Raw genomic sequence first — 25,427 nt, 5'->3', positions numbered from 1 at the left:
CGCTTCGGCTTGCGTGAAGCAACGCTAACGGTAGCGTTTTCGGGAGTTATCAGACGGGGTTTAATCGTCTTGAATCGTGATTCCCATCTTCTTCATCAGGAAGCACGCATTCATGTTTTGTGCGATTCCTTCGCGCAGCTTGTACGAGAACGTAAGCTCGTCGTTCGTAATATCTGCCTCGAAGCAATAGTTCCTTATTTGTCCGGGAAACTGTGTGGCAAGTTTTCCCAACAGTAAGTCGTGGGTAGCGATGATGCCGTTTGCTTTCAGCTTCATAAACTGTCGGATCAGGTCGAACGAACCTTTCTGTTTATCCGATGAGTTCGTCCCTTTTAATATCTCGTCGAGGATGATGAACAGCTCTTGTCCTTCGTTCAGTAAGTCAATGATACGTTTCAGTCGTTTGAGTTCGGCAAAGAAATAAGACTCGTTGTCTGAAAGCGAATCCGATGTGCGCAGGCTGGTAACGAGTTGTGCCGGATAAAGCGTAAGCCGCTCGCAGCACACGGGTGCGCCGATGCAGGCAAGCAGATAGTTAGCCCCGATGGTGCGTAAGTACGTGCTTTTCCCTGCCATATTTGCTCCCGTGATAATCAGAAAGTAAGGGCGTGAAGGGATGGAGGCATCGTTTTTTACACATTGGCGGGCGGGCATAAGCGGATGTCCCATTGCCGTAGCCTGAAAGCAGAACGGAGTGTCGGCGATGGAAGCCCAAGCATAATCGGGGTGATTATAAGCGAAAGTACCCAATGAGCAAAGCGCATCAAGTTCTCCCACTACCGACAGCCAGTCCATGACGAACCGCCCGTAACGTTCTTTCCATCGTTCGATGCGTACTATCTGACGGAGTTGGAAGAAAATACTTCCTTCCAAAATCACATAAAGCAGTTGGTTATTGCGCAAATCAAGACGGTCAAGCTCTTTCGATAGTTGCATAAGCGCATCTACCGGCGATTTTCCATCGAGGTTGAGGCGCTCCATCAACTTTTGAATCAGTGCCGATTCCCATTGTTCCTTTTTAGCCAAAGCAATCAGTCGGGCATAGCTGTTTAAGGTTTTCAGCCGCTTTCCGTAAGTTTCCTGTACCATCGTGGCACGCTTGATGATGCCGAAACTGATGATGACAAAGAGCATGAACGACAGTCCGAACCAAGTCATCGAAATAAAGTCAGCCAATCCCGCTGCCAGCAAGACAACGTTGATGGCAGGAACGCCCCAGATGAACGATTTCACCCAAAGAGCATGGAGGTATTGGCACGGAGTTTCAGTCCACGTACGGATTTCCTCACCGTCTGAAGCCTGACCGTGAAAGATTAGTCCCGTTACGCGGAATTGTTCGCGGAAGTCGGGACGGCACCCTAAATCCCTTACAGCTTGCTGCCGTTCCTCAATGTTTTGTTTATCTTTCAGGTGATGTTGCATCCATGTAGCCAAGCGGTCTTTTCCGAAAGTGGTACAAGTGCGGTTTATCATCTGGTACAGCGAGCGGTTTCCGAACACATCAAGGTCGAACGAATACGGATGTTCCGGATTAACAAACTCCTTTCCCTCGTCGAAACAACTGTTATCTCCCGTCAGGGCTTGCAACTCTTCCCGGTTGATGCGTGCCTGCGTCTCCAGCCAGTCGCGACGCCGGAACAAACGGTCGTGTATTTTTAACAGGAAGAAAAACGGAAGGAAAGTGCAGCATACGGTCAGAATGATTTTCCAACTCTCGCTGTGGAAAAATGTGATAAGTCCCGCTACTCCGGCGATAAACAAGATCACACGTAATAAACTGATGCGGGTAATGCGTTGTTTAACTTGATGTAATTCGGTTTCGGTAGTCGTCAGACGCTGGGCGTAATAGTCGTGCGGCTTCATGGGGTAAAAGGGATGTATAGAAACAAATAGAGAGGTACGTGAACGCTTCCTGTACCTCTCCGTATTCAGGTGTATCAGATGGTGGCAAGCGCTTGCTCCAAATCGGCGATGATGTCGGTTACATTTTCGATACCCACCGATAAGCGAATCAAATCGGGAGCAACGCCCGCTTCAATCAACTGTTCGTCGGTAAGCTGACGGTGCGTATGGCTTGCCGGATGCAGTACGCAGGTACGCGCATCGGCTACGTGGGTCACGATGCAAGCCAACTTCAGGGCGTCCATAAACCGGATAGCCTCTTCGCGTGAACCTTTCAGTCCGAAAGCGATGACCCCACACGATCCGTTCGGCATGTATTTCTTTGCCAGTTCGTAATACTTGCTGCTCTTCAGTCCGCAGTAATTAACCCATTTCACTTTCGGGTTAGCTTCCAGCCATTCGGCTACGCGCTGGGCATTTTCGCAGTGACGGGGCACACGCAGATGCAGGGTTTCCAAGCCGAGATTCAACAGGAAAGCATTTTCTGGCGACTGGATGGAACCCAAGTCGCGCATCAGTTGGGCAGTGGCTTTGGTAATGTAAGCCATTTTGCCGAATGATTTCGTATACGTCAGTCCGTGGTACGATTCGTCCGGGCGAGTCAGACCGGGGAACTTGTCGGCATGTGCATCCCAGTCGAAGTTGCCACTGTCTACGATGGCTCCGCCTACGCAGGTGGCATGTCCGTCCATGTATTTCGTGGTAGAATGGGTAACGATGTCGGCTCCCCACTCAAAGGGACGGCAGTTGATGGGAGTGGCAAACGTATTGTCAACGATTAAAGGAACTCCGTGTTTGTGAGCGATGCGTGCAAATTTCTCGATGTCGAGCACGTTGATACTCGGATTGGAGATGGTTTCTCCGAACAGGCATTTCGTGTTCGGGCGGAACGCCTTTTCGATTTCCTCGTCCGGAGCATCGGCATCCACGAATGTACATTCGATGCCCAACTTCTTCATCGTTACGCCGAACAGGTTAAACGTTCCTCCGTAAATGGTAGATGAGCAGACAAAATGGTCGCCCGCTTCGCAGATATTAAACACAGCGTAAAAGTTGGCAGCCTGTCCCGATGAAGTAAGCATAGCTGCTACACCACCCTCTAATGCGGCAATTTTGGCAGCCACAGCATCGTTCGTGGGGTTCTGGAGGCGTGTATAAAAATATCCACTATCCTTCAGGTCGAATAAACGTGCCATCTGTTCGCTGGTATCGTATTTGAACGTTGTGCTTTGATAAATCGGAAGAACCCGAGGCTCTCCGTTTTTCGGAGTCCACCCTCCTTGTACGCAGAGTGTCTCTTTGCTGAATTTCTTTTCCATTTTATATGATTATTAAGGATAAATCTTAGTAAGTGCGAGCAAAAGTAAGAAATAATCTGCCACTTGATAGCGGTTTTAATAAAAAAGATGTATATTTGAGAAAACTAATCTTAAGTACTACTATATTATGGCAGATGAAATCAAGTTTAAACACGTAATGCCTATACAAATACGGTTTAGCGATGTCGATTTGTACGGGCACATGAACAACAATGCTTATTTTTCGTTATACGACCTTGCGAAAACTTCGTATTTTCGCGATGTGTTCGGGATGGAGGAATGGAATAAATTTGCTGTGGTGGTGGCAAATATCAATGCCGACTTTCTGGCTCCGGTGTTCTTTTCCGACGAACTGATTATTGAAACGGCGGTAATTCATATCGGCAATAAGAGCCTTACGCTGTTGCAACGTGCCACCAACAAGGCAAGCGGCGTGTTGAAATGCCAGTGTCGTACGGTGCTGGTAGGGTATGACATAGCTACGAAAGAGCCCGTGGCGCTTCCGAAAGATTATAAGGAAGCAATCTGTTTGTACGAAGGAAAAACATTGGAAGAGTTATCGGAACCGGTAGATTAACAATACTTTTATTCAGATAAACGAAAAGAGGAAGAACCTGTAAGCAGAAGCACTCAGGTTCTTCCTCTTTCGTTTATGGGTTGGAATGGGAAACCACCGGCTTTACCGGTATGATTTTTTATAAATGTTCAGTACCTCTTCATCCGTCATCGGGCGAGGGTCGAAAAGGAATAGCCCACCCATCGTTTCGCGGGCGTTTTGTACCATCTTCGGGAAATCCTCTTCTTTCAGTCCCCAAATGCTCAGTTTCAGTCCGTATACATCACATTCTTTCTGCATTCTTACCAGTGCGTCGATGAAATCACTCGGACGGTTGCTCTTCTGCTGCGTCATGATTTCCGCCATCTTCATGTAACGTTTCATGCTGTCATTGCGGAACGTTTCGAAGTAATTCTCACTGATGGCGATAAGCCCCGCTCCGTGAGGCAGTTCGGGATAGTAAGCACTCATGGCGTGCTCAAGTGAGTGTTCCGACGTACAGCTCGATGTAGCTTCCACCAGTCCGGCAAGCGTACTTGCCCATGCTACCTTTGCCCTTGCCTTTAAGTCCTTACCGTCTTTTACCGCTACGGGCAAGTATTTGTATAACAAACGGATTGCTTCCAGCGCATAAAGGTCGCTGATGGGAGTGGCACAGTTGGCGATAAACCCTTCGGCTGCATGGAAGAAAGCATCAAAGCCCTGATATGCTGTGAGATGTGGCGGAATAGACACCATCAGTTCCGGGTCGACGATGGAAAGCACGGGGAAAGTCAACTCGTTTCCGAAGCCTATTTTCTCCTGACGTTCCTCGTTGGTGATAACCGTCCACGGGTCTGCTTCTGTTCCCGTTCCCGCAGTGGTAGGAATGGCAATCACGGGCAAAGCCTTCGTTACCGGGCGTCCCTTTCCGGTTCCGCCGTTGATGTAGTCCCAATAATCGCCCTCGTTACAAGCCATTACAGCGATTGATTTTGCCGAGTCGATGCTGCTCCCGCCGCCCAGACCTACTACAAAGTCGCACTGATTTTCGCGGCATACGGTCGCAGCTTCCATCACATGACTTTTGATAGGGTTCGGAAGAATTTTATCGAATACGATTGATGTTACGTTGTTCTCTTTCAGCAGCCCGATAACTTTATCCAGATAGCCGTATTTTTTCATTGCGGTTCCTCCCGATATAACAATCAGGGCTTTCTTTCCCGGCAGCTTTTCTGTTGCCAACTTCTTTAATTCGCCACATCCGAACAAAATCTTGGTAGGGATGTGTACACTGAAAATTGGATTTGAGTTCATAATACTTCCTGTTTAAAGTTCGTATGTCCCAAATATAGTGTTTTTTTAATGAAAAAACAATGTTACGCCTGTTTATTTCCGAATCATTTCCGGCGCATGTTGTAACAGATTGGTTCGCAATGCGAAGCGCGTACAGCCGAACGAACAGAGCGAACCTGCCAGAAAGATGATTCCCGTAGAAGTCATGAGGTCGCCCAGTCCTACCAGCGGCGAAACGATACCTCCGAAGGCAAACCCCAATGCGCCGAGCAATGCAGAAGCTGTTCCGGCGTTTTCCCGCTCGCAGTCCATTGCCAACGTGTTCGAAGCCGTAAACGTCAGTCCCAACATCGACAGCAGGCAGAGCAGTAGCGTTTCATAAATCCAAAAGTCGCATTTCATAATCAGGGCGACACACAGCAAGAGAGAGGCAAAGACCATGCCCGTGCTTCCCGTAGACAAGGCTTGTTCCGGACGGCGGAATTTCACCGAGGCTGCGGCAGAAATCACGATGGCAACAGCGTTGACCCCGAAACATACGCTGAACAGCATGGGCGAGAAGCCGTAATGTTGCTGCATGATAAAGGGAGCGGAAGCAATGTTGGCGAACAACACGCCTTGTGCGAAACCGAACTGAAGGATGTAGCATACATACTGCCGGTTGCGCAACACCGTGCCGAACGAGCGATACACATCTTTCCATTTTGCAGCTTTCCGGTTTTCTTGCGGCAACGATTCGCTGAGGTGAAAACTGCCGGCCAATAAAATGACTCCTAATCCGAACAAACACCAGAAGATGCCTTGCCAGCCCACGCTGTCGGCAAGCATACCTCCGCCCATCGGTGCGGCAATGGGAGCAACCCCGTTGATAGCTCCGATGATTGCCAACATTTTCCCCAATTCGCGTCCTGAAAATTTATCGGCGGCGATGGAGCGCGAAATCACGATGCCACCCGCTCCCGCGATGCCTTGTATCAGGCGGAAACCCACGAACTGCATGATAGTCTGCGAGTAGATACACCCAACGGAAGAAACAAGAAAGAGCATCATGGCGATGATAAGCGGCGAACGACGCCCGTATTTGTCGCTAAGCGGTCCGAAAAACAGTTGCCCCACGGCGAGGCCTACCATGCTTGTAGTAAGTCCTAACTGGACCATCGACGAAGTGGTGTTAAAGAAGTCCGACATTGCCGGGAGCGTAGGGAGATACATGTCTGTTACAAAAGGGCCGAACGCCGTCAGCATACCTAAAAAGACGAGTATAAAAGTTTTAGAGTTCTTGTTTTGTCTCATAATGAATTGTTTGGTTCTTTTCGGCGCGAAAGTACGTTACATTTTTTTGACAAAATGTTTTGTTTTGAAAATTATTGTTTAATAGTTCCAAATCGGGGTAGGGATGAGGCCGAAAACGCAAGCGGTAAAAATGCATAACGCAAGCGGTAGGATCGGCTAATTTATCGGGTAATGTTTATCCGTTCTTCCGCTTATGTTTCTATCTGAATTTGGTGCCTTATAATCAGCGATTTATCTTTATGTCTTATGGGAGGTAGAACGCTTTTTGTATCTTTGTATAAATGTGCCGATTCGTGTTCTGAAGGCTTGGGGAAGCAGATAAAGAAATAAATTTTTCATACATTGTTGAGAGCCTGTTTTAAATTTTCCGATTAAGTATTTTATCCGCCCCTTTTTGAGTTTGTTTCCGGTCTGTTTTCCCATTTGATATAGATGTGGCGAATGGTACGCTCTATACATTTGATACGTATACGGATGAGTTACGAAAATATGATATTGGCTATATTTTGAAAGATATTTTCGAGTAGTTATATATAATGAGGGCTTCTGAATTATCAGAAGCCCTAAAAACTTATCCGATATAATATTTCTTATTTACGGTCTATCTCTTTAAGCAGTTCGTCTACCGCGGCTTTCAGTTGGGTATCTTCACCCTTCACCACGGTTTCCGGAGTGTTAAGCACGTAGATGTCCGGGTCGAGCTGCTTGTTTTCTAAATAGCTGCCGTCCGGCAGGCGATAGCCTATCACCGGAATACCGAATACGAGGCTGCGGTCTTGCAGCGTTTCCCAGTTGACGGAAGTCATGGTTCCCGGAACAGGTGCACCTACTAACTTGCCGATGCCACGGTGCTTGTACACCCACGGCGTGCCGTGTGCGTTCGAGTAGTTAGCCTCGCATTGCACCATGATAGACGGTTTGTTCCAGCGGCGGCTCGGCATGTCGCACACTTCACGTCCGCGAATAACCTGTGTTAGGTATTTCTCGCCGCTGAACAACACCTCGATGTCTTCATGCAAACGTCCGCCCCCGTTGAAGCGCGTGTCGATAACGATACCCTCGCAATGGTTATACTTGCCGAGAATATCGGAATATACGGTACGGAAACTGCCGTCGTCCATCGACTCGATGTGTACATATCCCAAACGTCCGTCCGACCATTTCTCAACATCGGCAGCGCGCTGTTTTACCCAGCGTTTGTAGAGCAAATCGCTGAAAGCTCCACCGCTGATGGGTTTCACTACCTCGTCCCAACGTTCGTTGGTTTGCGGATTGAAGAGCGACACAAGGACTTTCTTGCCCGCCTTGCCGTTGAGCAGCGCAAAACAGTCGGTAGCCGGTGTGATGGATTCGCCGTCTATTTTCTCGATAACCGTTCCCGCCGTAACCTTCGTACTTTTGCGGTCGAAAGGTCCTTTCTCTACCACTTCGGCAATACGCATACCGTTCCCGGTGTAATCCCAGTCGAAGAACACGCCCAAACTGGCAGTAGCCTCCACCTTTCCACTCGGATAATAGCGTCCTCCCGTATGCGATACGTTCAGTTCGCCCAGCCATTCGCTCAACAGTTCGGCAAAATCGTAATTGTTATTGATGTGGGGCAGGAACTTACGGTAAGCCTCCGTCATAGCCTCCCAATCCACTCCGTGCATGGTCTCGGTATAGAAGCATTTCTTTTCCTGCTTATAAACGTGATTGAACATATACTCACGTTCGGCAGCTAAATCCATCTTCATTTCAGCACGGAACGTAATCGGTTTCAACGATTCTGAGGCAGCATCCATTTTTTGCATATTGTTTCCGCCGAGGATGAAAATAGCTTTTCCCTCCTTGTCTGTTTCCATGTTTGCCCATCCGGTATCCATCTTGTGTAACAGCTTAGTTTCGTGCTTGCGCAAATCCATTTTCCACATATCAAATCCGCCCTCGAATGCTGCCAGATAATAGAGGCTTTCCCCGTCTTCCGAGATGATGGCAGAAGCGATGCTTGACGAGTTGGGAGTAAGTCGCACGATGCGGTCTTCGATACCCTCGGTCTCTACCACAATCTCTTTCACCTCCTCTTTTTTCTTATCAGCAACCTCGTCTTTTTTCTTGTCGTTCTTTTTCTTGCCTGTCTTGTCGGCTGAGGCTTTCTCCTGTTCTTTTTCCAGCTCTTTCTGTAGTTCGTAATCCTCTTTGCTCAGGCGGAATTTATCGTATGCGTCTTGGTTTAAGAACGCAATCATCACATCGTCTTGCGAACCCCATGAAGCATGGTTACGCATTCCGTAACGCTCGGTGGTAAACAAGATGGCATTTCCACCCATTACCCAGCGTGGCGAACCGCTCGTATAGCCGCTGCTGGTCAGATTAACCGGTTTGCTTTTCCCGTCGGCACGTACCAAAGCCACATCGGTATACGGGTCATGCCGGTTGCTGATAAGCGTCAGTGTAAACCATTTGCCGTCCGGCGACCATGAGTAATCAAAGCTGCCCGTGGTTTCATACCATTCCGAACCGTCGGTTACTTGGCGGACTTGCTTCGTCTCTACGTTCATCACCTTTAGCCGCATACGGTCTTCAACAAAAGCCACCTCTTTGCCGTCCGGCGAGAACTTCGGCATCTGACGCTCCGTTTCTTTGTCTGCCAACAGCACATTTTCTTCAATCAGCGTAGCATTCGGGAAATTCAGGTCGTCTTTACGCGCTATTTTGGCGGTATATAAGCCCCAGTTACCGTTTCGCTCGCTTGCATACACCAATGTACGGTTATCTGCGCCGAACGAAATACCCTCTTCAGTTTCGGGAGTATGTGTAATTTGTTTCGTTGTTCCATACTCTACGGAAGTAACGAATACGTCACCGCGCACGATGAAAGCCACCTGTTTGCCGTCGGGCGATACGGTAGCCTCGCTTGCCCCACGGGTAAACGTCAGCGAAGCAGGGATAGACTCATCGTCGCGTGTCAGCGTAACAGCCACCTTTTGAGGATTTCCGTCGGGGCGTTGTGTGTAAATCTCCCCGTCGTACGTATAACAGAGTGTGCCGTTGCTTCCGGCAGATAAGAACCGTACGGGATGAGTGCTGAAAGCTGTTACCGCACGGACACTTTTCGGATTATCAACAGCAAATGCATAGACGTTCATCGAACCATTATCCCGCTCGCTCAAGAAATAAACATCCTTTCCGTTTGCCGCCCATACGGGATTACGGTCTTCGCCTGCGCGGTTAGTCAGATTGGTATGCGTTTTCGTTTTGGTGTCATACATCCATACGTCTCGCGTAATAGAAGAAGTGTGATGTTTTCTCCATTCATCCTCAAAGCCTTTCCGGTCTTGGTATAAGAAAGCGTCACCGGAAGGATTGAAGCAAACCATTTCAGCCGGAGTACCCAACACCTGTTCGGTTCTGCCGCCTCCCACAGATACTTTATATAATTCGGTCATAGCCCCCGTAGGAAACAAAGCACTTGTAGCCGGGTCTTGAATGCTGGCAGAAAATACCACCGCCTGCCCATCGGGGGTAAAAGCTGAAGGCGTTTCTGCCGCCGAGTTGGTAGTCAACCTGCGTGCCGCACCCCCGTTTGCCGGCATCACGAACACGTCAAAACTTCCGTAACGGTCGCTTGCAAAAGCAATCTGTTTTCCGTCGGGTGACCATACAGGCATCATCTCGTACGAAGCCTGCGTAGTAAGTTGTACCGCTTCTCCACCCGAAGCAGCCACTTTATAAATGTCCCCTTTATAACAAAAAGCGATTTCCGTACCATCGGGCGAAATACGGACATCGCGTAACCACATCGGTGTGACAGCCGAGCCGCCCACTGTAATTGTCCCCAATATAAGGGTTAATAAGCTCTTTTTCATACTAAATCTGATTGTTTGTTTAGGGGCAAAGGTACGTATTATGCAGTTAACATGAAAAAAAGTGAAATTTTATTTGGAAGATATTACTGAAAAAGATTATCTTTGCACCGTTTTCTAAGGAAAACAACAAAAGTTTGGACTATGGTGTAATGGCAGCACAACAGGTTTTGGTTCTGTTTGTCTTGGTTCGAATCCAGGTAGTCCAACAAAAAAAATAGGCTGCTCGTAAAGAGACAGCCTATTTTTTTGTGTATTCATTTATGATTTTGAAATCCCTTTATGCCATGCCTTTTAGTTTTTCTACCAGCAAATGTGCATGTTGAATCGCTTTGTCTTTCATGCGTGCCAGTTCTGTTTCATCATGCCGGCTGGCATACGACAGCCCTCCGCTGTATATATAATCGCACCATTGCAGGCCACATAACTTCGCCATTTGCTTGTAAGCAGGAAGAAAATCATCAATAGGATAGCATTGCAGACCACCCTGTCGATACATTTCTTCAGGTGCACCAGAGGTAAAAGATAATACAAGTTGTTTGCCTCTCAGTTTATCGCCTGTCGTACCATGAGAAAACCCATGCGTAAAAGTCTGTTCAATCCAGCGGTGCATCAGCGAAGGCGCACTATACCAAAATATAGGATATTGCAGAACGATGATATCCGCACGGAGTAATCGTTCTTGTTCTGTTTTCACATCAATTTGAAAATCCGGATATAATTTATCCAAATATACGAATTCAGCCTCCGGTAATAATTTCTTTGTTTCTTCTAATATCGTCTTATTGGCAAATGAGTCGTTTAAGTCGGGATGTCCCGATACAATTAAAATCTTTTTCATACCCTTTCCTGTTTTATGTTAAACTTTAATAGCTGCCTTTCCGTGCGACATACCGGATTGTCCTTGGAATGTGCTGGAGAAGTGCAGATAGTTTTCAAAGCTAATCTTTATATACTTGTGGTGCTTTGAGCCTAACGTTACAAAATTAACAAGATTTCTGTTCTTATTGTTTATTTGGAAAAGTTTGATTGTCTGATATATTGTTAATTTTTTCTTTATGCGAGTTATCGTTGGTATTTTCTCCCTTGATTCTTTCAAGCTCGTCTTGAAAGCGTTCCCATGCCATCAAATCCTCGTGCCAACTTTCAAATTCTTCCCAATCGTCCATCATCCTTTATTCTATAATTTGCCAATATCCTTGCTTCCTACCTCCTATACGTTTCAGTAAGCCAAGCTCTTGAAGGCGAGAAAGATTGTACTTTACACCATCCTCTGTAATGCCGGAAAGACTCTCGCTGATTTCTTTTCGGGTCGCTTCCGGATGTTCTTTTAAGAATGACAGTATAGCTTGCTGTTGCTCCGTTAGGTTTTGTATGGCCTTTTGGGTAGTCTTTTGGGTAGTTTTTTGGGTAGTTTTCTGGCCGCTCTGTATAGTTGCCCTTTCCGGGTACTCAAACTTAAAAGTTGTCCATATACCTGAAGCGTCATAGCGGAACTCCGGTGTGGAGAATCCGTCATTCTTACAAGCCGTGATGATGCGCTCAATGCCACGTCCCCATGCCTCAATCTCACCTGCACGGAAGAATGTGTTGGCAATATCTGGGTTATAAGGCATACTTTGATGTGAGGACAATAAGGTTTCCACCGTCCATCCTTCAGGCAATACTCCACCATTTATTATCTCCAATTTGTTTTCATACACACGGATTTGAATGGGAGAATGTTCTGCGTAGTCTTTGTTGATGCAGGCATTTAATAACGCCTCACGCAAAGCCTCACGAGGTATCGGCAATGTCTCTATCCGTTGGATGCCCTCGTAGGTAATGATTGCTTTCATATATTTGGTACACAGTAAGTCCATCAGCTTCACAATTTGCTGGAACAGATTACCATGTACTTCGTCTTGATACACCAAATCCATGCCTTCGCGGAAGAAGCCGACCTTTACAAACGCTCCTGTCACATATTGTTCCGGGTCAGGATGAAACAACAAGGCGGCAGCACGTTTCAAGTAACTACCCTCATAAAGCCGGAGTTTCTCCAATAATCCGTGATTGTCGTCCATTAAGTCCGCTTCCTCCATGCGTCCGCTCCGTTTGGCATACTTGCGGAATAAATCGAATGTGGCGTTATCCAAGTCTTCCGCTTTCAGATAAGGTACTGGCACACCATCCCATGTTTTTCCCTGCTTGCGAAGCATGAAACGGTCGAGTGCAGCCCCTTTTAGTTCCTGATTGGTTGCACCGCTTCGCTGGTAATACTTTCCACGGAAACTGATGGGATAAGGATAAGCTTCTGTCACAATTTCCAGATAAGACTTTCCATCTTTCTCTTTCAGATTGACATCCACCAAGATACCCATCATGTCACGCACCTTGTTCGGGATGTCCTCCATTAACTTCTTGACATCCTGTACACCGCACACCTCGCCATTATCCTTTACGCCCACATAAAGGATTCCGCCTTGTGCATTGGCAAAGCCACAAATCCATTTCTGGTATTCGTCACGCCAAGATTCTTTGAACTCTATGTTTTGGGATTCGGTTGGCATATTGCTACATCTATTATAAATTCAGTTTAATGGACGATATAACATTTCATATTTAGAAGAAGCGTTATCTATATACATATCATATTCTTGTATTCCTTTTGCCTGTGCTATTACATGCAATTCGTCTTTATTTTCTTTAGATATATTCTTACCATAGTAAATAGCATTTGGTTTTAAGGGTATGCAAGAATAGTCTATCTGTAATATATTACGAGAAGAGGAATCAATCAAACGCCACTCTTTTTCATATTCCCATTCAGGAGATTTATGTAATACGCATTTAAATTCAGCGAATATGTCAGGATTCTCAATAGGTATACCAAACAATTGTAGTAATAAATAATAATAATAAGATGAAGCATCAAAGCGTTTTTCATCATAAATCACAGGAAACATTGCAACTTTTTTTATAGGTGAGTTTAATAATAATCGAGGTTTGTATTCTAATGCAAAACCTTGATGCTCTTGTGCGTAATGGCTCCACATTATTACACTTTGTACTGATTCGCAAAAACAAGCTAAGGTTACATTCCTTTTTACCATCATTTCAACAACAGGGGATAAAAAAGCAATCCATGTAAGAGTATATTCTCTGTTAGTTTCTAATTCTTCCATCAAAGTTGCTATGTTTTCTGTAGAGATGAGTTTATCACGAATCATTTGCAGGGATTTTTCAGGGAATGTAGCCTTTATAAAAGGGGGAAAACCATTGCTTAATATATGATTTTTCAACAATAAAACATGCTCGATAGATAAAAATTTAAAGTTTTGCTCAAAACTCTTCACATCATAACGTAATAAAGTATCGTACGGATCATTAAATCTATCAGCTGTTACTGCATAAATTGAATCTTGCTCAAAGGCATTGATATTATTTTTATTACATTGACGATATCTGAACAATCTATCAGGCATCATTTCTGCAATAGCGTTATGTATAGGTAAAGTCTTATCTATAAGTTCTTTTTGTGTGCAATTTTCCCGAGCTATTGTTGAGTTTAAAATGTTTGCAAAATCTATCCTATCCATAATAATTTCCTTATCATTATTCTTCAAACGTCAACTTCGGCAACCCTTTCACAATCTCTACTGTCTGCACCGATATATTGATGACCCGGAGCAGGAGGTTGAGAATGTATTTCTCATCGTTATGTTCACGTGCCCAGTCGTTCGGGTCGTTGGTGATGCCGCTTTTCTTGTCAGTGGTGATGGCATAGCGTTCCATTATCCACTCGATAGCAGATTTGCCATTGACCACATACTCGTAGGCTTCAGTAGGAATGCTGGTAATGGTAATGGAATTGTTGTAATAGATGACGCTCTTGTCGGATGCCTTACTATCAATTTTGCCGAAACGCATTTTCTCTACGTGATAGTTTATCTTGTCTCCTTTGTTTGTCAATGGTGCAAACGAAACAATACATTTTCGATAAGGTTCTATCGTTTCATAATTCAGATGCAGGTCGACAAGTTCACGTCCGGCTTTACTGAATGCCCAAAAGTCATCCGCCTTTTCCACCAATGGCAGACGAGGCAAAGACTTTTTCAAGTCTGTGGCAAAGGCTGCACGATAGTCGGGTGAATGGAGCAGTCCGTAGACGTAATAGAAGATGTCTTCTTTCGTCACTTTATAGCCGTATTGCTTGCGGGCTGTATTTAATATCCAATCGGTTACTCCGTCTTTACGCACATATCTGTCCATCGGCTTTTCCGCTCCTTGATTGAATAGGTCGGTAACATCAGCGTTGCTGCTATCATACCAGTAAAGGGGAAAGCATTGATCTGTATCTAATGTATGATAATTGGGTACTATATTAGTTATTAATGGAGAAAAATCTTTTCCTGCACCAATTCCAGAAACACATATTACAATATTTTTGTGACTTGGAGTAGGAAATAGCCGTAGCTGTTGATATGTACGTTGAATAAACTGCTTTTCATAACACAAGTGCTGTTTATAAAAAGGTCGATACAAACTTTCACAAATAGTAGATTTCTCAAGCCTATATATAATGCCTTTTTCTATATCATTCAAAAATAAATCACTCCATATAATATTTGAAGAGTCATAATTGACAAAACTTTTTGCAGTTATCTTATTATCAACCTTCCTTGCTTCATTAAATCTTTTAAGTTCTTCATTATAAAAATCAACCATGTGAAGTACATTCTTTTCCAACAATATCTTAGAGGAATTATACAACCATGCATCCTTACTGGTTAAGATTCCCGCAGAATACGTTTCAAAGAAACTTTTCTGCCCCTTTGCAAACTTCTTCTCAGGCTCAATAGGAATAAACAGCTTGAACATCTCGTTGCGGTGGTTAATCCAATCCCCATGTTCATTCGGCTCAACCGATTTCCACATCATAGCAGGATTGCTGATGTCACCCATTTGCCTGATAATTTTCAGTTTGTCTTCCCTGCTTAAATAATCTCCAATATCGTGATAAAAGATTTGTGCTTTCTCTAAATTATTAGCTTTACGTTTTTTCACCAAAATAGTGATAGCTATTGGAGTGCGAGAACCTAATCCAAATACTCCGTCTCCTTCTTTGCGCCTAAGCTCCCCACTTGTACGACAATTTCCCCTTAAATTGAACACATAAATCGAAGAAAATTCACGCTCAAAGCATTTGCGCATACCGTCCAGCCCATTGGCATCCAGCCAAGCTCCATTAGTCACAAAACCGATAACTCCACCTTCTTTTTCATTCAAACGGTCAGAAGCCCAACGAAAAGCCTTCACATAACTATCGTATGCCGATTTGTTCAGATTGGCTTCCGATTGCGCTACGTAAGTCGTTTCAATATGTTTTTCCAATCTTGGATAAGATTGGTTCTGTGCATTGTCATTGGCAGACTTTTGTCCAATGGAATAAGGAGGATTACCCACAATAACAGTAATCGGGCATTTCTTTTGCGCAATGACACGTTTGGAGTTAGTAGGGAACTGTTCGGAATAAAGGTTCTCGTCAGAATCTTTTTCGCCTAATTGGAACGTATCTGTCAAACAAATACCGTCAAAAGCCCGGTATTCTTCTTCGGGAACGAGCGAATGAAATACGCTCTCGATATTAATAGAGGCTATGTAATAAGCCATCAATACGATTTCATTGGCATGGATTTCTTTGCGGTACTTCTGCACCAATGCTTCGCGGCTTATCAGTCCACTTTGAAGCAAGCGGGTAATGAACGTGCCTGTACCCGTGAACGGGTCAAGGATATGAACATTCTCATCTGAAAGCGAACGTCCAAACTCCTTTTGAATGATATAACCTACGGAACGGATAATGAAATCTACTACTTCCACAGGCGTATAGACAATGCCCAATTTTTCCACCGTCTTAGGCGAAGCCACCTTGAAGAATTTATCATAAAGCTCTACAATTAAGCGTTGGCGACCTTCGGCATCGGTAATGTCACCGACCGTAGTCCGCACGTAATCATAGAATTTTTGCAGGCGTTCATTTTCTTCTTCCGTCTTGGCTTCATCATCCAGCAAGGCAAGCATCTTTTGCATGGCTTTCGATACCGGATTGCTAACAGCAAACTCGTAATTACCGAAAAGAGCTTCGAATACAGGCATGGCAATCAGATGCTGCGAAAGCATTTCAATGACTTCCTGTTCAGTAAGGTTGGGATTGATATTCTTGCGCAGTCCGCGCATCAGTTGCTCAAATGCTTTCTTGTGCTTGCCTTCGTCTGCAATCAGTGTTTTGATGCGTTCGATGTGTTCCTCTGCTATTTTAGCGATGTCTTTTGCCCAAAGTTCCCAGTAACGTTTACTACCTACTTTGGTTACCATTTTGGCATAGAAAACATTCTGTAAATCTTCGAATTGCAGCGAAAGCTGTTGTGCCATTTGCATGGCTGCGCTGGTGGTGTCTTGCCTCGTAGCATCTGCAAGGCTGCTGTCCACACTATCGTCATCGTGTGTACTGCCCACGCCTCCAAAAAGGATATGCTTAGGTTTTTGCTTGGAAAGTTCTATCTTGTTTACCTCTGCATTAAAACGGTCGTCATGGGCACGCAAAGCATTGAGTACTGTCCACACTACTTTGAAATTAGGATGCTTGCTTAGCACTTCGTCACCTTCCACATTTTCTGGTATCACTACTGGAATAATGATATAACCGTATTTCTTTCCGGGACTGCGGCGCATTACACGTCCGACAGACTGCACTACATCCACTTGCGAGTTTTTGGGTGAAACGAAAACAACGGCATCCAATGAAGGCACATCCACGCCTTCGCTCAGACATCGAGCGTTGGTCAGCATACGGCATTCCATCTCGTTTTCAGGTTGTTCTTTGAGCCACATCAGTTTTTGGTCACGTTCTGTAGCCGACATCGTACCATCCACGTGTTCAGCTACAACGTCTACCATCTGAGCCTTGTCTTCCGCACTGACATCTTCCATATAAGCCGACTTGCAATCGGTAAAGACACGTGCTGTTGCTTTTGAGGCTTTGATGGTTGAACAGAAAGCTACCGCGCGGCGCATAGGCAACGGATCTGCCGCCTTAATAAGCCCCTCATCTCCTAATACCCTTTTAGACAAAGCATTGATGCACCCCACAAATTTTGAAGCATCATCTACGGTTATCGTGCCGTCTTCGTTGGTAATCACATCGCGTAAGGCGGGTGTAATATCCTTGTCGCCTACGGCAAGAATCAATACTTTATAATCTGTAAGCAATTGTTTCTCTACGGCTTCACCAAAACCGATGCGATAAATCTCGTCACCATACAAGGAAACATCATCCATCGAGCACAATACAACATCGCTTTCTTCGGCTTTTTTGCGTGCCTCATCCGTATAAAGACGTGGGGTAGCAGTCATATAAAGCCGGCGTTTCGCCTGAATGAAATCATTGTCGTGTACTTTGATAAACGCACTTTCTTCTGTTCCTTTAAGCGATATGCCTGTAGTGCGATGAGCCTCATCACAGATAATCAGGTCGAAAATGCCGTATTCACCTTTCGTGCGTTTCAACAATTCTTGCTGCGCACGTGATATGACTTCGATAGATTGATAAGTGGAGAACACGACAGTCATACCATTGCGTCCTTCATGTCGGATGACTTCAAGCTGATAAAGGATATAATCAGTATTTGTAGAGGCAGGCAAAGCCAAGTCAATAACGCTCACACCCTCTTCGTCATTCTTGATTTTCTGTTGCGATACTTGCCCGTCCGAACAGATGCACACGGCATGAATAGGAATGTCAGCCTGTGCAGACCATGCCCGCAAAGTCTGCCCCAACAAAGCAATGGAAGGGACGAGGAAAAGAACGAAACCATTGCTTTGGGTTTCGTTTTCGGCTATTTTAAGTGAAGTAAATGTCTTGCCCGTGCCACACGCCATAATCAGTTTGCCCCGGTCACGGGTCTTGAAGTATTCGTGTACACGGTTGATAGCTTTCTGTTGGTGTTCCATAATAGCAAAAGGCTTAGGACGGGATGCCTTGCCATACAACCCCTGTTCCAATTTTTCCCAATCTACATCATCCGCTTCAAGGTCAATCAAGTTGAGGCGTGTCACCTGCGGTGTCTGATTTTTGATTGTCAGTTCGGCTGCGCTGTTCCACTTATTGGTCGTGGAAATCCACAACCGCTGGGCAAAAGCGTGTTCCATACCATCTACTTCAAAGGTCTTACCCGAAGTGGAAAGAAAGGTATCTACATCTGGCTTCGTAATGTATTTGTCATCGGCATAACACTTGCATTGTACCGCCCAATACTCACCTGCGAAGGTTTTTGCCACCAAATCAATGCCTATGTCCTTTCCACCAAACTGGTCATGGCAAGGGAACTCTGACCATAGCCAGACTTCTTCAAAGCGTCCTGCATACAAGGAGGTTGTTTTAAGGTAAGCCTGCATCAGACGTTCAAAACGGAAACCTTTGTCACGTTCAGACCATGCTTCACAGCGGAACTTATCTATTACCTTTGTAAATGTTGTCATCATATTTCTTTATTAATTCCATCGTTAATCAATCTTCTCGCATCTACATTCAATATGGAGGCTATCTTCATCAGCATTTCCAATGAAGGCTGGGTAGCATTGGAACACCAGCGCGAAACGGTCGCCTCGTTCTTTCCCAACTGTTCAGCCAACCATTTCCCAGTTTTCCCTTGTTCTACCAATACTATTTTTAGTCTGTTTATTTTTTCTGTTCCCATATTGAAACGTATTGCATACGTGCATTAATAATTGATGGTATCTGCAAAGATAATGATTACCTACCAAAAGAACTCAAGCTTTGACAACAAACTGCCTTATAATTGAAATTTGTGTATTACCCACTCTTTTTATGGAGGTCGTATCGGGCGTTTTATATGTGCCATATCTTATTTTTTAATTTGTTCCATTTTCAATATCCGCTGACCCCTAAATCTCGCAAGATGGTACAATGAAGTGGAAAGGTTTGACTATATGGAGTTCAACAAGGTGCTTGATACGTTTTCAAGCCATAGTACGACCATCATAAATTATTTTGAAGAGCGATTGACCAATGCTTCAGCGGAGTCGTTCAATGCAAAAATAAAAGCTTTTCGAAACCAGTTAAGAGGGGTGGCTGATGTAAAATTTTTCCTGTTCAGGCTGGCTATGCTATACGCTTAAAAGAAAGCTTGCCAACTGGGAAAATCCGTTGAGCCTATTGAGCATAAAAAAAGAGAGCTACATTGCTGTAACTCTCTGACTTTCAGTGGTGCCACCAGGAATCGAACCGGGGACACAAGGATTTTCAGTCCTTTGCTCTACCAACTGAGCTATGGCACCGTTTTTAATCGTTTCGTTGCTTTGTTTCTCGATTGCGGTGCAAAGGTATGAAAGTTTTCTGAATCTGCAAAAGTTTTGAGTAAAAATTTTGAAAATATTTTAATCATGGTAATTGCTCTTTATTCTGTGGTTGATGTAATATATTGTTAATCAGGAGTATATTTCCGTACGGCTCGCTACGCTGATATCCCGGAAAAAACTACCGTTAGCGTTACCTATTTCAAGCGGTAGAATTGCTTTGTTCTACCCATAGTATTAATCAGTTTAACGGGTAGAAATTTTAGGCTTGCAAAAGAGAGGGGGCAAATTTTTATTTTGTCGGAAAAATTCGGCTGTTCTGAGGGGGAGTAAACGCTTTTATTTGTATCTTAGTCGCCATAAATAAAACTCGATTATGGAAAAAAGAAGATTAACTCGGTCGAATAACCGAATGATTGCCGGGGTGTGTTCGGGAATTGCGGATTATTTTGGATGGGATATTACGTTGGTACGTATCGTATATGTATTGGCTACGTTTTTTACTGTGTTCTCCGGCGGTATCGTATATTTGATTTTGTGGCTTATCATGCCTGAAGTGAAACGAAATGAAGATTGACTTTTTTCAAATATAAAAGCCTGTCGCACTATTGTGCAACAGGCTCTGAAGACACGGAATTGAAATCTTTTTGCAGTTCCGTGTCTTTTATTTATTCAACTACTTCGATGCCTTTCAGCGTTGCTGAACTTGATTCAGTGATGCGTACTTTTACGAAATCGCCGATGCGGTGAGTTCCGCGGTCGAACACTACCACCTTGTTCTGTTCCGTGCGTCCGAAGAGCTGTTCTTTCGAGCGTTTGGATACACCTTCCACCAATACTTCGAACACCTTGCCAACGTCTTTAGCATTGCTTTCTGCCGAAAGCTGGTTCTGCAATTCTATCAGTTCGTTCAGGCGGCGGATTTTCACTTCTTCAGGAACATCGTCCGGAAGATGTTTCGATGCGTATGTTCCGGGGCGTTCAGAGTATTTAAACATGAAAGCCGAGTCGTAGGCACATTCGCGCATCAGTGAGAGAGACAACTGGTGGTCTTCTTCCGTTTCCGAATGGAATCCCGAAAAGATATCGGTACTTAGTCCGCAGTCGGGGATAATACGGCGGATGGCTTCCACACGTTCCAAATACCATTCGCGCGTGTATTTCCGGTTCATCAGTTTCAAGATGCGTGAGCTTCCGCTCTGTACGGGCAGATGGATGTGTTTGCATACGTTAGGCACTTCGGCGATTACCCGGAGCGTTTCATCGCTCATGTCTTTCGGATGGGAGGTAGTGAAACGCACCCGCATCGTGGGAACGGTTTCTGCCACAAGGCGTAACAGCATGGGGAAGGTCACCACTTCGTCGCCGCGTTCAAACCGGTATGAGTTTACGTTCTGCCCTAACAGCGTTACTTCCTTGTAACCCTTCTGTTGCAGGTCGCGCACCTCGTTCAGTATGCTTTCTACATCGCGGCTCCGTTCGCGTCCGCGGGTATAGGGCACGATGCAGTAATGGCAGAAGTTGTTACAGCCGCGCATGATAGAGACAAAGCCTGAAATGCGGTTGCCGCAGATGCGAGAGGGAATTACGTCGCGGTATGTCTCCGTTACCGAGAGGTCTACGTTAATGGCTTTTTCGCCCGCTTCTACCGAGGCTATCAGGTCGGGTAGTGTCAGATAAGCATCCGGACCAGCCACCAAGTCTACGTGATGATGTTCTATCAAATCACTTTTCACGCGCTCTGCCATACAGCCCAGCACACCTACAATCAGGTGTTTGCGCTTTTTACGTAATGAATGGAAGAACTCCAGCCTGTTCAGAATCTTTTGTTCGGCATTGTCGCGGATGGAGCAGGTGTTCATAAACACCGCGTCGGCTTCGTCTAAGCTCTCGCAGGGTGAGTAGCCCGCCATTTGCATGATTGATGCCACCACCTCGCTGTCTGCCACGTTCATCTGACAGCCGTAGGTCTCAATAAACAGTTTTTTGTTTCCTTGTTCAGTTGCAGATTTAAAGTCTGCTCCTGTAGTTTCTTTTGTCATAATGCTTGTTATTTTTAGAAATGAGGATGCAAAGATATCGGTTTCTTGGTTAACTTCCATAAATTAAGCTGAATATATCAGATTTATTTGTATATTTGGGACAACCATTGGTTGAAACTATAATACTGAATATAAAAACACTGATACCATGAACTTTAGATTTATTTCGGCAACCGAAGCTGCTAACTTGATTAAAGACGGCGATATCATCGGGCTGAGCGGGTTTACGCCGGCTGGAAGCCCGAAGGCTGTAACCTTAGAACTGGCAAAGATAGCCGAGGAGAAACATGCTAAGGGAGAATCTTTCCAGATAGGCATTATTACGGGAGCTTCTACGGGCGACTCATGTGACGGGGCTTTAACCCGCGCGAAGGCGATTAAGTTTCGTGCTCCTTATACCACGAACACAGATTTCCGCAAGGCAGTGAACAACGGAGAGATTAACTATACAGACATTCACCTTTCGCAAGTGGCTCAGCGTCTGCGCTCCGGCTTTTTGGGACATGTGAGCACGGCTATCATCGAGGCGTGTGAAATTACCGGCGACGGGCGTATTTACCTTACTGCCGGAGTGGGCATTACGCCTACCATTGCCCGGCTCGCAGACAAAATAATCGTTGAACTGAATGCTGCCCACAGCAAGTCCATCATCGGTATGCACGACTTGTATGAAATGGAGCGTCCTCCTTTCCGCCGCCCGATTCCCATCGTGAAACCGAGCGACCGCATCGGGTTGCCGTACATCCAAGTAGATCCGGAAAAGATTGTCGGAATAGTAGAGACGAATATCCCCGATGAGGCACGTGGTTTCCATGACCCCGACCCCGTTACAGACAAAATCGGGCAGAACGTTGCCGAATTTCTTGCTGCCGACCTCCGGAAAGGCATCATCCCTTCTACCTTCCTGCCCTTGCAGTCGGGCGTGGGAAACATTGCCAACGCAGTGCTTAGCGCATTGGGTAAAGACCAAAGCATTCCGCCGTTCGAGATGTACACCGAGGTCATTCAGAACTCTGTGATTAAATTGATAAAGGAAGGGCGTATCAAGTTTGGCAGCACCTGTTCGCTCAGTGTTACAAACGACTGCCTGCAAGATATTTATGATAACATGGACTTTTTCCGCCACAAGTTAGTGTTGCGTCCGTCGGAGATATCCAACTGTCCGGAAGTGGTGCGCCGTATCGGTGTTATATCAATGAACACTGCCATCGAAGCCGACATTTACGGTAATGTCAACTCTACACACATCTGCGGCACGAAGATGATGAACGGCATTGGCGGTTCGGGCGACTTTACCCGCAGCGCATACATTTCTATCTTCACCTGCCCGTCTACGGCAAAGGGCGGATGCATCAGTTCCATCGTACCGATGGTGTCGCACCAAGACCATAGCGAACATTCCGTCAACGTGATTATTACCGAACAGGGCGTTGCCGACCTGCGTGGTAAGAGTCCGGCAGAACGTGCGAAAGCCGTCATAGAGAACTGCGCTCACCCCGACTACAAGCAACTGTTATGGGATTATCTGAAGATAGCCACCAAAGGGCAGACCAGCCACAGCCTTGCCGCCGCGCTGGGTATGCACCAAGTATTCATGCAGAAAGGCGACATGCGTCTGACTGATTGGGGCGCATTCTAACCGAATATCCTTATCTGTTATACTCCACCCGCGTTTGAACTCCGCATTGCTGTTCAAGTGCGGGTGTTTTTTATCCCATCCGCTCTCTCCGCCAAACCTAATTTTTATTATACTCGTATAAATAGAAATATTTTTCTAAATTTGCTCATGTATAAAACAATATCTTAATTTTATATTGATATGGATATGACAATAACCATTTTACTTATCTTACTATCTATCTCATTACTGACAGTCCTGTTTACATATACTACCTTTTCACTTTTAAAGAAAAGAAAGAATAATAGTATAACTACTACAAATACTTTGGAAATTAATACGGAAACAAGTTCTTCAATACCTCCTAAAGAGATTGCAGAACATTCCAGCAATATTACCATTCCGAAAGAAGTTGAAATAGATATTGAAAAAATAAAAACAGAATCTTCCACCACCCTATTCCCTCTCCAATCATCTATAATAACAACAGGAGAGAATGAATATTATAAAGGACTACTTCAAGATGATAGATGGATACAAAAACGAGAAAGAAGAAAAAGGATGGATAATTACATTTGCCAGAATTGCTATAATACAATCAAATTAAATGACATTAATGAATTACTTAAATATGTAGATTTCCCCAAAGTTGCGGATATAATAATATCAGTGTTTAATAAAGAGAGCGCATCACTTCAATATAATTCTGAAAATTTAAAGAATCAATCTTCCTATGATACTTACAAACTCTATAATTTAAATGAAGCTAATTATATTCCAAAATATAATATTTACCTAAACAAGTATCACTTGGGTATGTTTAGTTTTTGTTGGTCAGACTGGAAAACAATAGCTTTGGCAGGTAATATTCTTATTATTTCGAGTAAAGAATTATCTAACAATGATGTAAGTACAGTCCAGTTTAAAAGCATCAAATGTGAACCTTTTGAGACCAAGAAATATTATGATTGTGATACTATTTTCGTACAATATACAAAAGGTAATACCACAAATGATAATATTTATCTTACCTTTTGCTATAATTACATCACTGGCATTGATTACAATAAACGACTTGTTATGTTAACCAAAAATGATTTTGCAATTATATTTCCATTGTACAAACTAAATAGTTCTGAAACATTAGAAGTTCATCATAAAAAATATTCACGTTCACATCTACCTTGGGATGTTAAAGACGAGGATCTAATTACGCTTTGTCATAGTTGCCATATAGAGGCAAACAAAAAAGCCATATCCATAGAATAATAATTATTCTTACAACAGTATTTTCTAAATTTGGGTACTATGTAATAACACTTACCTTTTATAAAAGACATCAATCTATACAGCCTTCTGTTTTCTCAAATAATACACTTTTGTAGAATGGCATACAGAATATATTCTTATTACTTTAAGAAAGGTTTAGAAAACAGATGAAATAGATTATTCTTTTCCAACAAGTACATTTTCTTTTACTTCTAAAGGATACCCCAAAACGATACGTTTTCTACATCATACTAATTCCTCCCAAATCTTCCAATAAATAGGACGTAAATTGTTTTAATACGAATGATTTGTAAGCATTCGGTAAACCACGTTGCAAATTTTGTGAATTAGTTCCGAATCGGTGTTATTTGTAGTCGATTCGGAACTAATAGTGTTTATTCGGAACAAGTTTGATGGGATTTAGCCCAATTACGTGGTAGAAGTTCTTCCATATTTTTATCATCCCTCTCATAATATGGAATTTTGCTCAGGACATCTTCCATCCAAATTCTAGGGTCTACTTCTGCAGACTTGCAGGTGGCTATCAGTGAGTACACGATGGCAGCCCTGTATGCGGATGCGTCGTTACCGCAGAACAGATAGTTTTTTCTTCCCAAAGCCAAAGGTCTTATGGCATTTTCTATGCGGTTGTCATCAATTTCGATTCTTCCGTCGTTTACGTACCTGGAAAGTCTTGGAAGGAGCGTGTACGTATATTCGATGGCTTTACCCATACGGCTTTTAGGAAGCACTCTGAGATAAGCATCCTGCAGCCACTTTTCAAATTCAAGTATCAGCGGATAGGCCTCACTGATACGTTTTTCCTTACGCTCTTCAGCTGTGAGTCCGGCTTCATTGGCTTGAGATTCTATCTTGTACAACTTGCCGATGTAGTGTATTGCCTGTGTGGCCAGCGTCCTGTTCTCTTCCAGGGCATCCACGTACTTC

The 25,427-nt window shown here is 44.4% G+C and carries 17 protein-coding genes, 2 tRNA genes and 1 pseudogene; 6 read left to right on the top strand and 14 right to left on the bottom strand.

The genetic code is table 11. The features are described from left to right. Positions 1-60: 60 nt before the first annotated feature. Together H9626_RS13815 and H9626_RS13810 are read right to left on the bottom strand one after the other, a co-directional pair. Entirely contained in the window at positions 61-1,863 is a 1,803-nt protein-coding gene (locus tag H9626_RS13815) for a MutS family DNA mismatch repair protein (RefSeq protein ID WP_191710850.1), read from the bottom strand. 74 nt (positions 1,864-1,937) lie between these two features. Further along, the gene (locus tag H9626_RS13810) at positions 1,938-3,221 is read right to left on the bottom strand and encodes an O-acetylhomoserine aminocarboxypropyltransferase/cysteine synthase family protein (protein WP_178257197.1); all 1,284 of its coding nucleotides are present in this window, start codon (positions 3,219-3,221) and stop codon (positions 1,938-1,940) included. 127 nt (positions 3,222-3,348) lie between these two features. Between H9626_RS13810 and H9626_RS13805 the strand changes: the two genes are divergently transcribed. Then, positions 3,349-3,798 carry an acyl-CoA thioesterase gene (locus H9626_RS13805; RefSeq protein ID WP_191710849.1) on the top strand — a complete coding sequence of 150 codons (450 nt, stop codon included), beginning with the start codon at positions 3,349-3,351 and terminating at the stop codon, positions 3,796-3,798. Positions 3,799-3,900: 102 nt separating this feature from the next. On the opposite strand, the gene H9626_RS13800 is transcribed toward H9626_RS13805, so the two are convergent. The 3 genes from H9626_RS13800 to H9626_RS13790 form a co-directional block, all read right to left on the bottom strand. Continuing rightward, positions 3,901-5,073, bottom strand: coding sequence for an iron-containing alcohol dehydrogenase (locus H9626_RS13800; RefSeq protein WP_191710848.1), 1,173 nt, complete (start codon positions 5,071-5,073; stop codon positions 3,901-3,903). 72 nt (positions 5,074-5,145) lie between these two features. Then, positions 5,146-6,345, bottom strand: a complete 1,200-nt coding sequence (locus H9626_RS13795) for a multidrug effflux MFS transporter (protein ID WP_178257194.1) — start codon at positions 6,343-6,345, stop codon at positions 5,146-5,148. Between the two features lie 590 nt (positions 6,346-6,935). Beyond that, on the bottom strand, positions 6,936-10,193 hold the full coding sequence (locus H9626_RS13790) for a S41 family peptidase (protein WP_191710847.1): 3,258 nt from the start codon (positions 10,191-10,193) through the stop codon (positions 6,936-6,938). 135 nt (positions 10,194-10,328) lie between these two features. Here H9626_RS13790 and H9626_RS13785 point away from each other — a divergent pair. Next, positions 10,329-10,399: transfer RNA gene (locus tag H9626_RS13785), tRNA-Gln, on the top strand. A gap of 71 nt (positions 10,400-10,470) precedes the next feature. On the opposite strand, the gene H9626_RS13780 is transcribed toward H9626_RS13785, so the two are convergent. The 6 genes from H9626_RS13780 to H9626_RS13755 all read right to left on the bottom strand — a co-directional run bounded on the left by H9626_RS13780 (position 10,471) and on the right by H9626_RS13755 (position 18,931). Further along, complete coding sequence (locus tag H9626_RS13780) at positions 10,471-11,031, bottom strand: NAD(P)H-dependent oxidoreductase (protein WP_178257192.1); 561 nt, start codon at positions 11,029-11,031, stop codon at positions 10,471-10,473. A 163-nt stretch (positions 11,032-11,194) separates the two neighbouring features. After that, positions 11,195-11,362, bottom strand: a complete 168-nt coding sequence (locus H9626_RS13775) for a hypothetical protein (protein ID WP_178257190.1) — start codon at positions 11,360-11,362, stop codon at positions 11,195-11,197. 3 nt (positions 11,363-11,365) lie between these two features. Then, positions 11,366-12,742 carry an ATP-binding protein gene (locus tag H9626_RS13770; protein WP_191710846.1) on the bottom strand — a complete coding sequence of 459 codons (1,377 nt, stop codon included), beginning with the start codon at positions 12,740-12,742 and terminating at the stop codon, positions 11,366-11,368. Between the two features lie 21 nt (positions 12,743-12,763). Then, positions 12,764-13,771 (bottom strand): DUF2971 domain-containing protein, encoded by a 1,008-nt coding sequence (locus H9626_RS13765; protein WP_191710845.1) that lies wholly within the window; start codon positions 13,769-13,771, stop codon positions 12,764-12,766. Between the two features lie 16 nt (positions 13,772-13,787). Continuing rightward, a complete protein-coding gene (locus tag H9626_RS13760) occupies positions 13,788-18,713 on the bottom strand; it encodes a DEAD/DEAH box helicase (RefSeq protein WP_438616950.1) in 4,926 nt (1,641 codons plus the stop codon). Then, positions 18,713-18,931 (bottom strand): helix-turn-helix transcriptional regulator, encoded by a 219-nt coding sequence (locus tag H9626_RS13755; protein WP_191710843.1) that lies wholly within the window; start codon positions 18,929-18,931, stop codon positions 18,713-18,715. Before H9626_RS13755 ends, H9626_RS13760 begins: the two co-directional genes overlap by 1 nt. Positions 18,932-19,139: 208 nt before the next feature. On the opposite strand from H9626_RS13755, the pseudogene H9626_RS13750 reads away from it, so the two are divergent. Beyond that, a pseudogene (locus H9626_RS13750) lies at positions 19,140-19,373 on the top strand (transposase); the annotation flags it as partial. Between the two features lie 86 nt (positions 19,374-19,459). Here the strand turns inward: H9626_RS13750 and H9626_RS13745 are convergent. Next, positions 19,460-19,532 (bottom strand) — tRNA-Phe (locus H9626_RS13745). Between the two features lie 394 nt (positions 19,533-19,926). Here H9626_RS13745 and H9626_RS13740 point away from each other — a divergent pair. After that, positions 19,927-20,127, top strand: a complete 201-nt coding sequence (locus tag H9626_RS13740; protein WP_178256692.1) for a PspC domain-containing protein — start codon at positions 19,927-19,929, stop codon at positions 20,125-20,127. A gap of 91 nt (positions 20,128-20,218) precedes the next feature. On the opposite strand, the gene miaB is transcribed toward H9626_RS13740, so the two are convergent. Then, positions 20,219-21,592, bottom strand: coding sequence for a tRNA (N6-isopentenyl adenosine(37)-C2)-methylthiotransferase MiaB (gene miaB, locus H9626_RS13735; RefSeq protein ID WP_178256691.1), 1,374 nt, complete (start codon positions 21,590-21,592; stop codon positions 20,219-20,221). A gap of 148 nt (positions 21,593-21,740) precedes the next feature. Here miaB and H9626_RS13730 point away from each other — a divergent pair, with 148 nt between their 5' ends. Beyond that, positions 21,741-23,231: a butyryl-CoA:acetate CoA transferase gene (locus H9626_RS13730; RefSeq protein ID WP_178256690.1), complete on the top strand. Its 1,491-nt coding sequence runs from the start codon at positions 21,741-21,743 to the stop codon at positions 23,229-23,231. Between the two features lie 180 nt (positions 23,232-23,411). Further along, entirely contained in the window at positions 23,412-24,479 is a 1,068-nt protein-coding gene (locus H9626_RS13725; RefSeq protein WP_191710841.1) for a hypothetical protein, read from the top strand. 395 nt (positions 24,480-24,874) lie between these two features. On the opposite strand, the gene H9626_RS13720 is transcribed toward H9626_RS13725, so the two are convergent. Continuing rightward, on the bottom strand, positions 24,875-25,427 hold a 553-nt coding region (locus H9626_RS13720), incomplete at its 5' end, for an IS66 family transposase (protein ID WP_191710840.1).

Origin of the sequence: Phocaeicola faecium (assembly GCF_014837055.1) — a bacterium.
In the GTDB taxonomy this organism is placed as follows: Bacteria; Bacteroidota; Bacteroidia; order Bacteroidales; family Bacteroidaceae; genus Phocaeicola; species Phocaeicola gallinarum.
The sequence above is the reverse complement of the archived record's forward strand: the minus strand, read 5'-3'. Positions and strand labels throughout refer to the sequence as shown.